14 protein-coding genes and 1 tRNA gene are annotated in these 13,637 nt (G+C 72.7%); 10 read left to right on the top strand and 5 right to left on the bottom strand.

Features of this window, described 5'->3' with window-relative positions; translation table 11 throughout:
* Positions 1-98 precede the first annotated feature (98 nt).
* Positions 99-476: a DsrE family protein gene (locus tag ACNHYB_RS13400; RefSeq protein ID WP_418275836.1), complete on the top strand. Its 378-nt coding sequence runs from the start codon at positions 99-101 to the stop codon at positions 474-476.
* Between the two features lie 278 nt (positions 477-754).
* The gene (locus tag ACNHYB_RS13395) at positions 755-1,417 is read left to right on the top strand and encodes a YceI family protein (RefSeq protein ID WP_418275835.1); all 663 of its coding nucleotides are present in this window, start codon (positions 755-757) and stop codon (positions 1,415-1,417) included.
* 40 nt (positions 1,418-1,457) lie between these two features.
* On the opposite strand, the gene ACNHYB_RS13390 is transcribed toward ACNHYB_RS13395, so the two are convergent.
* Positions 1,458-2,192: a hypothetical protein gene (locus ACNHYB_RS13390; RefSeq protein WP_418275834.1), complete on the bottom strand. Its 735-nt coding sequence runs from the start codon at positions 2,190-2,192 to the stop codon at positions 1,458-1,460.
* Between the two features lie 86 nt (positions 2,193-2,278).
* Between ACNHYB_RS13390 and ACNHYB_RS13385 the strand changes: the two genes are divergently transcribed.
* On the top strand, positions 2,279-3,025 hold the full coding sequence (locus ACNHYB_RS13385; protein ID WP_418275833.1) for a winged helix-turn-helix transcriptional regulator: 747 nt from the start codon (positions 2,279-2,281) through the stop codon (positions 3,023-3,025).
* A gap of 26 nt (positions 3,026-3,051) precedes the next feature.
* Positions 3,052-3,984 carry an alpha/beta fold hydrolase gene (locus tag ACNHYB_RS13380; protein WP_418278055.1) on the top strand — a complete coding sequence of 311 codons (933 nt, stop codon included), beginning with the start codon at positions 3,052-3,054 and terminating at the stop codon, positions 3,982-3,984.
* 36 nt (positions 3,985-4,020) lie between these two features.
* On the opposite strand, the gene nth is transcribed toward ACNHYB_RS13380, so the two are convergent.
* Positions 4,021-4,752 carry an endonuclease III gene (nth, locus tag ACNHYB_RS13375; RefSeq protein ID WP_418275832.1) on the bottom strand — a complete coding sequence of 244 codons (732 nt, stop codon included), beginning with the start codon at positions 4,750-4,752 and terminating at the stop codon, positions 4,021-4,023.
* Between the two features lie 210 nt (positions 4,753-4,962).
* Here nth and ACNHYB_RS13370 point away from each other — a divergent pair, with 210 nt between their 5' ends.
* Positions 4,963-5,640 carry a Crp/Fnr family transcriptional regulator gene (locus tag ACNHYB_RS13370; protein WP_418278054.1) on the top strand — a complete coding sequence of 226 codons (678 nt, stop codon included), beginning with the start codon at positions 4,963-4,965 and terminating at the stop codon, positions 5,638-5,640.
* A 139-nt stretch (positions 5,641-5,779) separates the two neighbouring features.
* Here the strand turns inward: ACNHYB_RS13370 and ACNHYB_RS13365 are convergent, their stop codons facing one another.
* Together ACNHYB_RS13365 and ACNHYB_RS13360 are read right to left on the bottom strand one after the other, a co-directional pair.
* Complete coding sequence (locus tag ACNHYB_RS13365; RefSeq protein WP_418275831.1) at positions 5,780-6,268, bottom strand: RidA family protein; 489 nt, start codon at positions 6,266-6,268, stop codon at positions 5,780-5,782.
* 5 nt (positions 6,269-6,273) lie between these two features.
* Entirely contained in the window at positions 6,274-6,438 is a 165-nt protein-coding gene (locus ACNHYB_RS13360) for a hypothetical protein (RefSeq protein ID WP_418275830.1), read from the bottom strand.
* A 132-nt stretch (positions 6,439-6,570) separates the two neighbouring features.
* Between ACNHYB_RS13360 and ACNHYB_RS13355 the strand changes: the two genes are divergently transcribed.
* From ACNHYB_RS13355 to ACNHYB_RS13335, 5 genes are all read left to right on the top strand, one after another.
* On the top strand, positions 6,571-8,901 hold the full coding sequence (locus ACNHYB_RS13355) for a transglycosylase domain-containing protein (protein WP_418275829.1): 2,331 nt from the start codon (positions 6,571-6,573) through the stop codon (positions 8,899-8,901).
* The gene (locus tag ACNHYB_RS13350; protein WP_418278053.1) at positions 8,898-9,818 is read left to right on the top strand and encodes a metallophosphoesterase; all 921 of its coding nucleotides are present in this window, start codon (positions 8,898-8,900) and stop codon (positions 9,816-9,818) included. The genes ACNHYB_RS13355 and ACNHYB_RS13350 overlap by 4 nt, the downstream gene beginning before the upstream one ends.
* A gap of 83 nt (positions 9,819-9,901) precedes the next feature.
* Positions 9,902-9,978 (top strand) — tRNA-Pro (locus ACNHYB_RS13345).
* A 94-nt stretch (positions 9,979-10,072) separates the two neighbouring features.
* Positions 10,073-10,588, top strand: coding sequence for a low molecular weight protein-tyrosine-phosphatase (locus ACNHYB_RS13340; RefSeq protein ID WP_418275828.1), 516 nt, complete (start codon positions 10,073-10,075; stop codon positions 10,586-10,588).
* Positions 10,589-10,690: 102 nt separating this feature from the next.
* Positions 10,691-11,665, top strand: coding sequence for a LacI family DNA-binding transcriptional regulator (locus tag ACNHYB_RS13335; protein ID WP_418275827.1), 975 nt, complete (start codon positions 10,691-10,693; stop codon positions 11,663-11,665).
* Positions 11,666-11,680: 15 nt separating this feature from the next.
* On the opposite strand, the gene ACNHYB_RS13330 is transcribed toward ACNHYB_RS13335, so the two are convergent.
* The gene (locus ACNHYB_RS13330; protein ID WP_418275826.1) at positions 11,681-13,636 is read right to left on the bottom strand and encodes an adenylyl cyclase; all 1,956 of its coding nucleotides are present in this window, start codon (positions 13,634-13,636) and stop codon (positions 11,681-11,683) included.
* Between the last annotated feature and the right edge of the window lies 1 nt (position 13,637).

The following is a 13,637-nucleotide window of genomic DNA, read 5'->3' as shown; positions in this document are numbered from 1 at the left end:
CAGGACGGCGGCGACCAGCAGACCGGTGAAGAAGAGCTCGAGAGCATGGATCGACATGGTCCGATGGTACCCATCGTGCCGCCGCTAGGGTCGGACCTATGACCGAGACCACACCCGCCCGCTCGCTCGTCGTCAAGTCCACGTCCGGCACCGACCGCCCGGAGGCGGCGAACCAGGCGCTGACCGTGGCTGCGGCCGCCGTCGCGGCGGGCGTCGAGGTGTCGCTGTGGCTCACGGGCGAGGCCGCGTGGTTCGGCGTCCCGGACCGTGCGGACGAGCTCGTGCTGGAGCACGCGGCGCCCGCCGCGGACCTGGTGGAGGCCGTGCTGGCCGCCGGCACGGTGACGGTGTGCTCGCAGTGCGCGGCGCGGCGCGGGATCGGGCCCGACGACGTGCTGGCGGGCGTGCGGATCGCCGGCGCGGCGCTGTTCGTCGAGGAGAGCCTCCGCCCGGGGGCGCAGGCGCTCGTCTACTGACGCTGCGCGCCGGACGCACCGGACACGTCTGACACGCCGGACACGCCGGGCCGACGCGCCGCTGTGGGCAAGACCACACAAGTGCCCGGAGCGCGGTGAGCACGCTGCCCGTTGCCCGGGGCGACCCGACGCCGGCACCCCGCGGGCGCCGCAGCGGGCGGCGGGTGGGAACATATCGTTTTGCATGGAAGTTCCTCGTGCCGTAGCGGCGCGGTCAGACCGCGCCCCCGGCCGTTCCCGCTGCTCCCGCCCCTGCCCGGAGCCTCCTGGAGGATCAGATGACCGACGCCCCGACCCGCACCTGGAACGATCTCGTGATCCCCGCGCCCGGCAGCTACGAGCTCGACCAGTCGCACAAGCGGATCGGCTTCCTGGCCATGCACATGATGGTCAGCCCCGTGCGCGGCGAGTTCGGCACCGGGTCCGCCACCGTCCACGTCGCCGAGGACCCGCTGGACTCCTGGGTGACGGCGACCATCGCGACGGACTCGATCACCACGCACCACGAGGACCGCGACACCCACCTGCGCAGCGCGGACTTCCTCGACGTCGAGAACCACCCGACGATCGAGTTCCGCTCCACCGGCATCGACTGGCAGCCCCGGCCGGACCCGATCTTCTCCTGGGCCGCGCTCAAGGGCCGCAACCCCGGCCGTGCGGACACCGTCGGCCACGCCCCCGCCACCAGCACCAGGTTCGTGCTGCACGGCAACCTCACGATCCGCGGGATCACCCGGCCCATCGCCCTGGACGCCGAGTTCGGCGGAGCCGGCGCCGACCCCTTCGGTCAGGACATCTTCGGGTTCAGCGCCACCGCGGAGTTCGAGCGCGAGGCCTTCGGGCTGCTCTGGAACGTCGCCCTGGAGGCAGGCGGCGTGCTGGTGGCGAAGAAGGTACGGATCGAGCTCGCCGGCGAGGCCATCCGGACCGCGGCCGCCTGACCGGGCTCAGGCGCTGACCGTGCGCAGGCACTGACCGTGCTCAGAGCACCAGGCGGCCGACGACGAACACGAGCATCCCGGTGACCGTGACCGGCAGCGCCACCGCGGCGACGGCCGCGAGCCGCCCGGCGAGAGCAGGCTGACGATCGAGCAGGAAGCGCAGCGCCCCGGCGACCACCCCCGCCACGGCGCCGACGAGCAGCCCGACGACCGGTTCGACGCCGGGCAGGGCCGTCGCGGTGCCGGCACCCGCCGCGGCACCCAGCGCGGCCGCCAGCAGCGAGCCCGCCCACCCGCCGGCCACGGGGAGCGCGGAGACGGCCGACGCGACCGCCAGGGCGACCGCGCTCGTGACCACGAGGTCCGCCCCGCCGTCGGTGCGCACCGCCGCGACCCAGCCCGTCGACGCCACCGCGGCCACGATGCCGGCGGTCGTCCCGCTCACCGACTCCACCAGGCGGGGCCGTCCACCACGGCGCAGCATCTGAGCGACGAACGCCAGCACGAGGGACAGCGCGATCACCACGGGCAGGTTGCGCAGCACCGGCTCGTCCGGCGTGGCCCAGGCGACGGCCACCCCGCCGAACCCCGCCACCAGCAGGACCACCGCCGTCGCGCCCGCGGCGGGCAGCCGCAGCAGCCGCGCCCACCCCACCGCGAGCAGCACCGTGAGCAGGCACGCCGCCCCGGCGACCCACAGCGGTCCGAGGTAGGCCGCCACCGCCAGGAGGGCGGCGAGCACGGCGGTCGTCACGGCGCGGGAGGTCACGGTCACGCGGTCGAGTCTCCCATGATGGTCCGTTGTGACCATCCCGGCAGGGCACGGTACCTTTGCCACCACCGGCAACGGGAGGAGTGCACGTGGCCGAGCTGTTGATCCTGACCCCCGCGACAGGCGGATCGGTCGAGGTGCTGCCCGCGCTCGGGCTGCTCACGCACAAGGTGCGTGTCCTTCCCATGGAACCGTCCGCACTGGTGGACGCCCCCGACTCGGACGTGGTGCTCCTCGACGCGCGACGCGACCTGGTCGCCGCGCGCACCACGTGCCGCCTGCTGCACGCCACCGGGCTGACGGTGCCGCTGGTCCTGGTGCTCACCGAGGGCGGCCTGACGGTCGTCAACCACGAGTGGGGCGCCGACGACCTGCTGCTCGAGACCGCCTCCCCCGCCGAGGTCGAGGCCCGGCTGCGCCTCGTCGTCGAACGCTCCGCGCACGGACCCGCCGAGGACTCCCCGCAGGAGATCTCCGCGGGCGAGCTCGCCATCGACGCCGGCGGGTACACGGCCCGGCTGCGAGGGCGTCCCATCGACCTCACCTACAAGGAGTTCGAGCTCCTCAAGTACCTGGTGCAGCACCCCGGCCGGGTCTTCACCCGCGCCCAGCTCCTCCAGGAGGTCTGGGGCTACGACTACTACGGCGGCACGCGCACCGTCGACGTGCACGTGCGGCGCCTGCGGGCGAAGCTCGGGCCGGAGCACGAGCAGCTCATCGGCACGGTCCGCAACGTCGGCTACCGCTTCGACCCGCCGAAGGAGCCCCGCGGAGAGGACCCCTCCGGGTCCGGGACGGGCTCCAAGGGCTCCGCCCAGATGTCCTCCGGGAGCTGAACGGGTAGGTTGCGGCCGTGACCGCCATGTCCGACGCCACCGACTACAGCAGTGCCCTGGTCGACGGTCCGTGGCGCCACGAGTTCGTCCCCGCCAACGGATCCCGGTTCCACGTCGCGACCGCCGGGCCGGTCCGCACCAACGGCGACCGCCGCCCCCTGGTGCTGTTCCTGCACGACTTCCCCCAGTTCTGGTGGGCCTGGCGCCACCAGCTCGCCGCCCTCGCCGAGGCGGGCGTCCGGGTGGCCGCCATGGACCTGCGCGGCGTCGCGGCCAGCGACAAGCCCCCCTCGGGCTACGACGTCCTGACCCGCACCCGTGACGTGGCCGGCGTCGTCCGATCCCTCGGGCACGAGCAGGCCGTCGTGGTGGGGTCCGGCACGGGCGGGCTGCTCGCCTGGGCCATGGGGGCGCTGCAGCCCGCGGTCACCGCGGGCGTCGCCGCCCTGGGCGCACCGCACCCGCTGCGGCTGCACGTCCCCGGGCGCCGGCTCACGACCCCCGCCGGACGCCGACTCCTCGCGTACTCCCAGCTCCCGTCGATCCCCGAACGTCGCCTCTCCCGCGGCGACGGCGTCGACGTCGTCCTGGCGGCGGGTGCCGCACGCCCCCTGCCCACGGACGTCGTCGAGCGCTACCGCGACGTGCTGCGCATCCCGTTCGCCGCGCACGCCTCCGTCGAGGCGGTCCGCTGGCTGGCCCGGGCCTCGCTGCGGCCCGACGGGCGCCGCTACCTCGCGGCGCTCCGGAACCCGGTCGAGGTGCCCGTCCTGCAGGTGCACGGCACCATGGACGGCCTGCTGCGGCTGGAGGGCGTGGAGGTCGACGGCGCCGCCCTGGCGCGCCGCTTCCGCTTCGAGGTGGTCGAGGACGCCGGGCACCTCCTGGCCGAGGAGGCTCCCGAGCAGGTCACCGAGCTCCTCGCCGACTGGCTGGGCCGCTCCCTCGACATCGGCTGAGCGCCGTCCGCGAGCCGGACACCCTCCCGGTGGGCGTCAGCCGCGCGGACCGGGCCGCAGCAGCTTCGCGGCGGCGACCGGATCCTGCTCGCCCGTCCCGCTCGACGGGCACCAGCGCGCCACCGGGCACACGCCGCAGGCCGGTCGTCGTGCGTGACAGACCCGCCGACCGTGCCACACCAGGTGATGGCTGAGCATCGTCCAGTCCTTCGCGTCGTACAGCGCCCCGACGGCGTGCTCGACCTTCACCGGGTCCTCCTCGGTCGTGAGGCCCAGCCGCCGGGACAACCGGCCGAAGTGGGTGTCCACCGTGATCCCCGGGACCCCGAACGCGTTGCCCAGCACCACGTTCGCCGTCTTGCGCCCGACGCCGGGCAGGGTCACCAGGTCCTCCAGACGGGCCGGCACCTCGCCGTCGAACCTCTCCAGGAGCGCCTGCGCCAGACCGATCGTCGCGCGGGTCTTCGCGCGGAAGAAGCCCAGCGGACGCAGGACCTCCTCCATCTCGCCGGGGTCGGCGCCGGCGAGCGCGGCGGCGTCCGGCCAGCGCGCGAACAGCGTCGGCGTCGTGGCGTTCACCCGCACGTCGGTGGTCTGCGCGGACAGCACCGTCGCCACGAGCAGCTCCAGCGGCGTGGAGAAGTCCAGCTCCGCGCGGGCGTCCGGGTACGTCTCGGCCAGCACCCGGTCGATCCGCCGTGCGCGACGCTTCAGCGCGAGGGGCGACTCCCCCGTCGGGGTAGGCTGCGAGGGCTTCTGGGAGGACACCTCTGCAGCGTATCCGCGGCCGACGACGTCGGCCCGAGGCGGGTCGCGGGGAACCGCGAGCGGTGGTCGTTCGTTCATCCGTACGCCGACCGAGACCCCATGTCCGGGCACAGTTCCGTGCTGTGAGGCAGACTGAGACCCAGAACACATGTCGACATGACGGACCCTGACCTGGTCGGGCGGGTCCATGAAGAGAACGTGAGGAATGCTGTGGACGACACCGTCGTGCTCGCCGCCCCCCTCTTCGCGGACATGGACACCGAAGAGTCCAAGGCGCTCTTCGAGTCCATGGTTGCCGTGGAGCTGAGCCGCGGGGACGTGCTGTTCCGTGAGGGAGAGCCGGGAGACCGCCTCTACGTGATCGCGCAGGGGAAGATCAAGCTCGGACGCCGCTCCAGCGACGGCCGGGAGAACCTCCTGTCGATCCTCGGACCGGGCGAGATGTTCGGCGAGCTGTCGCTGTTCGACCCGGGCCCGCGGACCGCGACCGCCTCGTCCGTCTCGGACGCCGTCGTCTACGAGCTGCGCCACCAGGCGCTCGTGCAGTGGATCAACGCGCACCCGCGGGTGGCCCTGACGCTGCTCGGCGCGCTGGCCCGCCGGCTGCGCCGCACCAACGAGACCCTCGCCGACCTCGTCTTCTCCGACGTTCCCGGCCGTGTCGCCAAGGCGCTGCTCGACCTGTCGACCCGGTTCGGCGAGACCAACGACGAGGGTGTGCGGGTCGCGCACGACCTCACCCAGGAGGAGCTCGCCCAGCTCGTCGGCGCGTCGCGGGAGACGGTGAACAAGGCGCTGGCCGACTTCGCGACCCGTGGCTGGGTGCGCCGTGAGGGCCGGGCCGTCGTGCTGCTGGACCTCGACCGCCTGGAGCGCCGCGCCCGCTGAGCGCCCTGCTCCGCCTCGGACGGCGGGGCGAGATGCTGCCGTGCGCGCGCGGTCGCTGACGGGCGCCTCGCGCCCGGCGCCCGACGACCGCTCGGCAGCACCTCGCCCCGCCGTTCCTGGTGCTGCTTGCCTGGGCTGCTCAGGCGGGGAGCTCGGCCGGCAGCTCTGCGAGGATCTCGACCTCGACGGGGGCGTCGAGCGGCAGGACCGCGACGCCGACGGCGGACCGGGCGTGGGTGCCCGCGTCGCCGAAGATCTCCCCGAGCACCGTGCTCGCCCCGTTGAGGACGCTCGGCTGGCCGGTGAAGGACGGATCGCTGGCGACGAAGCCGGTCACCTTGACGATGCGGACGCCGTCGAGCGTCCCCGCGACGCTGCGCACCGCGGCCAGGGCGTTGAGCGCGCAGGTGCGCGCCAGGCCGGCCGCGACCTCCGCGTCGACGAGCCCGTCCCCCTCGCCCACCTTGCCGGTGACCGGCAGGGCGCCGTCGACGAACGGGAGCTGACCGGCGGTGTGCACGTACCGGCCCGACCGCACGGCCGGCTGGTACGCCGCGACCGGTGCGGCGACGTCGGGCAGGGTGATGCCGAGCTCCACGAGCCGGGCGTCGATGCTCACGGCGCTCATGCCCGTCACTCGCCGGCGGGCCGCTTGAGGTAGGCCACGAGGCCCGTGCCGTCCGGGCCGGGGACGACCTGCACGAGCTCCCAGCCGTCGGCGCCCCACTGGTCCAGGATCGCCTTCGTGTTGTGGATGAGCAGGGGGATCGTCGCGTATTCCCACGTGGTGGTAGCCATGGCGCGATCGTAGCCCGACGACGCCGCACGCGACGTCCACCATCGGCCGGTGACCACCAATCCACAGGACCTGCACACGTGGTCCGCATGGTTCCGGTCGACCGGCGGGGCCCACCAACTACCCTGTAGACCATGGCGACCCCTGACTCCCGCCGCATCACGCGCACCGTTCCTGCCACGCAGATGGTGGCGCTGCTGCTCGCCTTCGTCCTGGCCGCGACGGCAGGTGGCGTGCTCGCCGCCGGCTTCGTCATCCCGGCGGTCGCCGGCGCCAACGCCGCCGCCGACTCCACCGTCGCGATCTACGACGAGGTGCCGGACGAGCTCGAGCCGCGCCCGCTGTCTCAGCAGTCGCGGATCTACGCGAGCAACGGGCGCCTGCTCGCCACGTTCTACTACCAGAACCGCATCGTGAAGCCGCTCGACGAGATCTCCGACTACATGGAGCAGGCCGTCATCGCGATCGAGGACGAGCGCTTCTACGAGCACAACGGGATCGACGCCCGCGGCATCACCCGTGCCGCGCTCAACAACCTCAGCGGCGAGGACACCCAGGGCGCCTCGACCCTCACGCAGCAGTACGTGAAGAACATGCTCATCGAGTCGGCCCTGCAGGACGACGACCCGTTCGCGGTCATCGACGCCCACGAGGACTCGCTCAACCGCAAGCTGCGCGAGGCGAAGATGGCGGTCGCCATCGAGAAGAAGATGTCGAAGGACGAGATCCTCCAGGGCTACCTCAACGTGGCGCAGTTCGGCTCCGCCAGCATCTACGGCGTCGAGGCCGCGGCCCGCTACTACTTCGGCACCTCGGCCGCGGAGCTCACCCCGGTGCAGGCGGCCACGATCGCCGGTGTCACGAAGGCGCCCAGCACCTTCGACCCGACCCGCAACCCCGAGGAGGCGGAGAAGCGCCGCAACCTCGTGCTGACGAACATGTGGAACCAGGGCTACCTCTCCACCGAGGAGCGCGACGAGGCCCAGGCCACCCCGCTGGAGGACACCCTGGACGTCACCCCCGTCTCGGCCGGGTGCCAGTCGGCGAACCAGGCGGCGTTCTTCTGCGACTACGTCATCAAGGAGGTGCTGCTGGACCCTGCCTACGGTGAGACCCGGGGCGACCGGCAGAACCTGCTCTACCGCGGTGGTCTGGACATCCACACCACTCTCGACTGGTCGATGCAGAAGGACGCCTACAAGGCGATCGTCGACGCCGTGCCGGAGGACGACGAGAGCAACCTGGAGGCGTCGATCGTGTCCGTCGAGCCGGGCACCGGTGAGATCAAGGCGATGGCGCAGAACGTCCCCTACTCCGGCACCAAGGCTGCCGACGACGCCAGCCGCGCCACGACCGTCAACTACAACGCGGACTACATCCACGGCGCGTCAGGAGGGTTCCAGCCCGGCTCGAACTTCAAGCCGGTCGTCCTGGCCGAGTGGCTGCGCAGCGGGCACACCCTCAACGAGCAGGTGAGCGCGAACCACAACTCGTACGTCGTGGGGAACTTCAACACGCCGTGCGTGGGGAGCCTCGGCACCGAGACCTGGGAGCCCCGGAACGCCGAGGGCAACGAGGGCGGCATGATGAGCGTCCTCGAGGCGACCTACCTGTCGGTGAACACCGCGTACGCGTCCATGGGGTCCAAGATCAACCTCTGCGACCTGCGCACCACGGCCTTCGACATGGGCTTCCGCCCGACCAGCCAGTCGGGAGTGGGGCCGCTGAACACCGGCTCGGTCTCGAAGAACAACATCGACATCCAGGCTCCGATGGTCCTCGGCACGCAGGAGACCTCGCCCCTGAACCTCGCCGCCATGTACGCGACCATCGCCTCGGGCGGCACCTACTGCACGCCCGTGGCGATCACCGCGGTGACCGGTCCCGCCGGTGACGAGTACGACGTCCCCGCCTCGGACTGTGACAAGAACGCGCTGCCCAGCAACATCGCGAACACGATGATCTACGCCATGGAGAACGTCTTCACGCGCGGTACGGCCTACCAGCTCGGCGGGCTCGACGACGGCCGGCCGGTCGCCGGCAAGACGGGCACCTCGCAGGTCGCCGCGCAGACCTGGTTCTCCGGGTTCGTCCCGCAGCTCGCGACGACGACCTGGGTCGGATCGGTCGAGAACCCCAACGAGAACCACATCAACGGCTTCTACCTCAAGGGCTCGTACATCGACCCCCTGTACGGATCCACCGTCGCGGCACCCGCGTGGAAGACCTTCATGGACCAGGCCGTGGACGGCATGCCCGTGAAGGACTTCGGCGCCCCGGACCCCTCGCTCATCGGGTCCGCGCCGGTCACGTCGCAGCCGTCGGGCGACAGCGGCGGCGGGGACGACGCCGACAGCGACGACAGCGACAGCGACAGCGACAGCGACAGCGACGACGACGGTCCCGGCAACGGGAACGGTGGCGGCAACGGCAACGGCCGTGGCGACGACGGGGACGACGACTGAGCGCGCTGAAGGTCCTGGGGGGACTGACCGCGGTCGGTGCCGCCGGCCTCGCCTACGCCCACCTGGAGACCAAGCTCTTCACGCTCCGGCGCGTCAGCGTCCCGGTCCTCGCGGCCGGTGAGCGCGACGTGCGGGTGCTGCACGTCTCCGACCTGCACCTGACGCCGGGCCAGCACCGCAAGATCGAGTGGGTGCGCTCGCTCGCCGCGCTGGAACCGGACCTGGTGATCGACACGGGGGACAACTTCGCGCACCCCGACTCGCTGGATCCGCTGCTGCACGCCCTCGAACCCCTGCTGGAGCGGCCCGGCGCCTTCGTCATGGGGTCGAACGACTACTACTCCCCCACGTTCAAGAACCCGGCGAGGTACCTGCTGCCCGACGCCCGCGGTCCGGTGCGTCGTACCCCTGACCTCCCGGCGGACGAGCTCGCGAAGGCGCTGAGCGCTGCCGGGTGGGCCGACCTGAGCAACCGGCGCGACGTCGTCGAGGTCCACGGCCGTCCCGTCGCCCTGGCCGGGGTGGACGACCCGCACATCGACCGCGACGAGTTCCCCGCCCCGACGGGCGAGCCGGCCGAGCCGCTGCTGCGCCTCGGGGTGACGCACGCGCCGTACGTCCGCGTCCTGGACCGGATGCACGCCGACGGCTGCGACGCGATCATCGCCGGGCACACGCACGGTGGGCAGCTCTGCCTGCCGTTCTACGGCACGCTCGTGACGAACTGCGACATCGACCGGCGTCGTGCCCGTGGGCTGCACGGCTGGCCCGGCGCGCGACCCGACGCGGACGGCGGCGAGGACTCGACGTGGCTGCACGTCTCGGCCGGTGCGGGCACCTCGCCGTACGCCCCGGTACGGTTCGCGTGCCGGCCGGAGGCGACCTTGATCACGTTCACCGCCCGCGGCGCGAGCTGAGTTTTCGTTCCCGGCCGATCGTCGGCTATTCTGAGCAGGCTTCCGCACGCAGGGCAGGTTCCTGGGGTGCGGGTGCAAACCCTCGGGGTGTGGCGCAGCTTGGTAGCGCGCGTCGTTCGGGACGACGAGGTCGCAGGTTCAAATCCTGTCACCCCGACCACCAGAAGGCCCTCCGGCCCGCAGCAGTGCGGGCCGGAGGGCCTTCTGCCGTTCCCGCGTCACCGGGAGGCCCCGGGATCGGCGAGGATGGGGCGATGAGCACCCCGTATCGCGTGATGACCGTCTGCACCGGCAACATCTGCCGGTCCCCCATGGCCGAGATCGTCCTGCGTGACAGGTTCGAGGCCGCGGGCCTCGGTGACCAGGTCGTCGTCGACTCCACCGGGGTCAGCGACGAGGAGCACGGCAACCCGGTGGACGACCGCGCCGTCCGTGTCCTCGCGGACCACGGCTACCCCACCGGTGAGGGGCACCGTGCGCGTCAGGTGACGCCGTCCGAGCTGGCGGCCCGCGACCTGGTGCTGGCCATGACGTCGCAGCACGCCCGGCGCCTGCGCGCGATGGCGGGCCCGGGTGCCGCGGTGGTCCGGCTCTACCGTTCGTTCGACCCGGCGGCGCCGCAGGCCGGGCCGCTCGACGAGCACCTGCTCGACGTGGACGACCCCTGGTACGGCGACGAGGCCGGGTTCAGCACGACGATGGCGGAGATCGAGGCGGCGGCCGACGGCGTGGTCGAGCACGTGCGTGCGGAGCTCGCCGCGCGCACCTGAGGGACGACGTCGACCCCTGCCGGGCCGGAGAGCGCTTGCGGACGGCGACGACGACGACGCCCGCGGCGGCGTAGAGTGCGGCCAGACGCCCGGAGGTTGTGCATGCCCGTCACCAGCGCCGATGTCGCGCGAGCATCCGGGGTGTCGAGGACGACCGTCAGCTACGTCCTCAACGACACCCCGGGAGTCAGTGTCTCCGAGACGACCCGTGAACGGGTCAGGGCCGCTGCCGCGCAGCTCGGCTACGCGCCCTCGGCGGCGGCCCGCGCGCTGCGCCGCGGCCAGAGCGACCTCGTGGTGTGCGTGCTTCCGGACTGGCCCACCGGGCCCGTGGTCGACACCGTGCTGGACCTGCTCACGGACGCGCTGGCCGACCGGGGCCTGTTCCTGCTGGTCCACCACCACCGACCGTCCCGCCCCCTGAAGGACCTGTGGCGGGCAGTGACGCCGCGCGTCGTCGTCGGCCTCACCCACTTCCCCGCCGAGGACCTGCGCGCGCTGCGCCAGACGGGCATCGAGGTGGTCGGGGCGGGCGACGCGGACGACGGCGCCCACCCCGGGATCGACGCCGACAGCCAGCGCCGCCTCGGCGCGCTGCAGGTCGACCACCTGGTCGGTCGGGGGCGCCGCCGGATCGCGATCGCCACCACCCCGGACGCGCGGCTGCGCGAGTTCGCCGAGCTGCGCACGGTCGGGATCCGGGCGGAGTGCGCCCGCCGCGGCCTCGCCGCACCGGACTGCGTCACGCTGGACCTGCACCTGCCCGCCGTGGAGACGGTGCGCGGCTGGGCGGCGGCCGGCGTGGACGCCGTCGCCTGCTACAACGACGAGGTCGCCCTGTCCGTGCTGGCGGGCGCACGGGCGGCCGGCGTCACCGTCCCGGTGGACCTGGCGGTCATCGGGCTCGACGACGCCCCGTCCGCGGCGCTGTCCGAGCCGCCGCTGACCAGCATCAGCCAGCCGGCGGCGGCCCAGGCCCGGCACCTGGCGGCGTGCGTGGAGGCGGTGCTGGACGGCGCGCCCCAGCCGCCGTCACCGACGGAGCCGAGCCGCGTCGTCCAGCGCGCGTCCACCTGAGCCGCCCGGCCCCCGCTACGGCGCGGGATACCGGGTGACGTACTCCGGTGCCCCCGACGTCGACGGCGGCACCGCGTCGCCGACCCCGTTGACCACGTGCTCGATCGTCCCGGCGGACAGGTTCACCGTCATGACGTGGTGCAGGTTCACCCCGGGGACGTCCGGCACCTCGAACCCGTTCTCGGTGACGATGTCGGGGTTGTTCTGGTTGAACACGTACACCCCGCCGCCGTGCAGCGTGTGCTCGGTGACGTCGTCGGCCACCTTGTAGCCGGCCCAGCCGAGCGTGCCGTCGGGGCGGGTCCAGTCGTCCTGGGTGGGCGGGTCGTACGGGAGCTCGTTCTGGTAGAGCACGGTGGTGCCGCGCTCACCGTTCCACACGGTGTTGAACTCCTGGAAGTGCTCGACGAACAGCCCGGTCGCGGTGACGTCGTCACCGTTGATGCGCACGCCGGTGCGTCCCACGTTGGTGTTCCAGCGCACCGTGTCGCCGTTGACGCCGTTCTCGCCGCCGGTCGGGAAGCCCTCGACGCCGTGGTCGCCGCGCCACACCCAGGTGTGGTCGATGAGCACGTGGTCGCTGTTGACCTCCAGGGCGGTGTCCACGGAGCCCACGTGCGGACCGCCGACGCGGAAGTACACGTCCGACAGGGTCACGGGGTTCGCCGGGTCCGCGGCGAGCCCGTGGCGTCCCTTGAACGCGTCGATGAGGTCGCCGAGGCCGCCGAAGCGCCCGTCGAGGCGGTCGCGGGCCCCGCTGCCGACCTGCAGCAGGACGGGCGACTCCTTCTCCCCGGCGTCGATGGTCACGCCGGCGACGACGACGCCGGGCACGTCCGCCACGCGCAGCGGCACGGCGCCCTTGCGGGCGGTGAGGGTGGCGTGCCCGATGCCGAGGACGACGGTGTTCGGCCGGGTGACCAGCAGGCTGCGGTCGATGTCGTAGACGCCGGGGGTGAGCAGCAGGTGCTTGCCGCTCAGCAGGGCGGCGTTGATCCGTCCCTCGGAGTCCCCGGGCTCGGCGATGTAGAAGTTCTCGATGCCGATCGAGCGACCGGCGGTGGGGCCGTCGGCCCAGCTCACGCCGCTGGAGTCGGTCTGCGCGGCGGGCACGCGGACCTTCCAGCGGTCCTTGCCGTCGACGTAGAGGTACGGCTTCTCCCGGCTGACGGGGGTGGTGTCGAGCGTGGTGTAGGGCGGGTCGGGGAACGCGGAGTCGTCCGGGGCGCCGACGACGCCGGAGAACACCTGGTTCCAGACCGCGTTGGACCAGCCGCCGCCGAGCTCGGAGTTGCGGGTCAGCCACTGCTGCTGGGACCCGTTGGTGACGGCGGAGTCGAACCGGGAGTCGGCGATGTAACCACCGGAGGCGTACTGCGGCCCGGCGGTGCAGTAGTCCATGAGGGAGACGGGGCCGGTGACGTCGAGGCGGCGCATCGACACGGCCTGCGACACGGCCCAGAAGTTCGCGGTGGCGCGGCAGCCGTCCTGGCCGCCGGAGTCGACCGTGAGGTGCAGGTTGGAGATGGTGCGCCAGAAGTTCACCAGGGCGATGCAGTTGGGGGCCGCGTCGTCGCCGAGGCAGCGGTTGTACACCTCGAGGGCGCCGCGGACGTCGACGTCCCCGGGGTTCTCGCCGAGTCCGGAGACCTCGGTGTAGTAGCCGATCCGCGCCTGCAGGGGGTCCTCGGCCGAGCCGTACGACCCGGGCTTGAGCAGGACGGCGTAGCGGTCGGTGGACATCTCGGCGTCGGTCTGGCGCTCGGCCAGGTCGTCGAGGGTCTGCTGGATCTCGTCCTGCGGCGTCGCGGGGTCGACCACGACGACGTGGGGACCGAGGTCGGGGTTGCGCGGGTCGATCTTGGAGCCGTGCGATGCCGCCTGGGCGGTGCCGGCGGTGGCGATGACCATGGTGAGTGCTGCTCCGAGGGCGAGTGCGCGGCGTGGGCCGTGCACGGTCGGGTTCGACATG

The sequence above is a fragment of the Isoptericola jiangsuensis genome (genome assembly GCF_048320105.1).
Lineage (GTDB): Bacteria > Actinomycetota > Actinomycetes > Actinomycetales > Cellulomonadaceae > Isoptericola > Isoptericola jiangsuensis_A.
The sequence above is the reverse complement of the archived record's forward strand: the minus strand, read 5'-3'. Positions and strand labels throughout refer to the sequence as shown.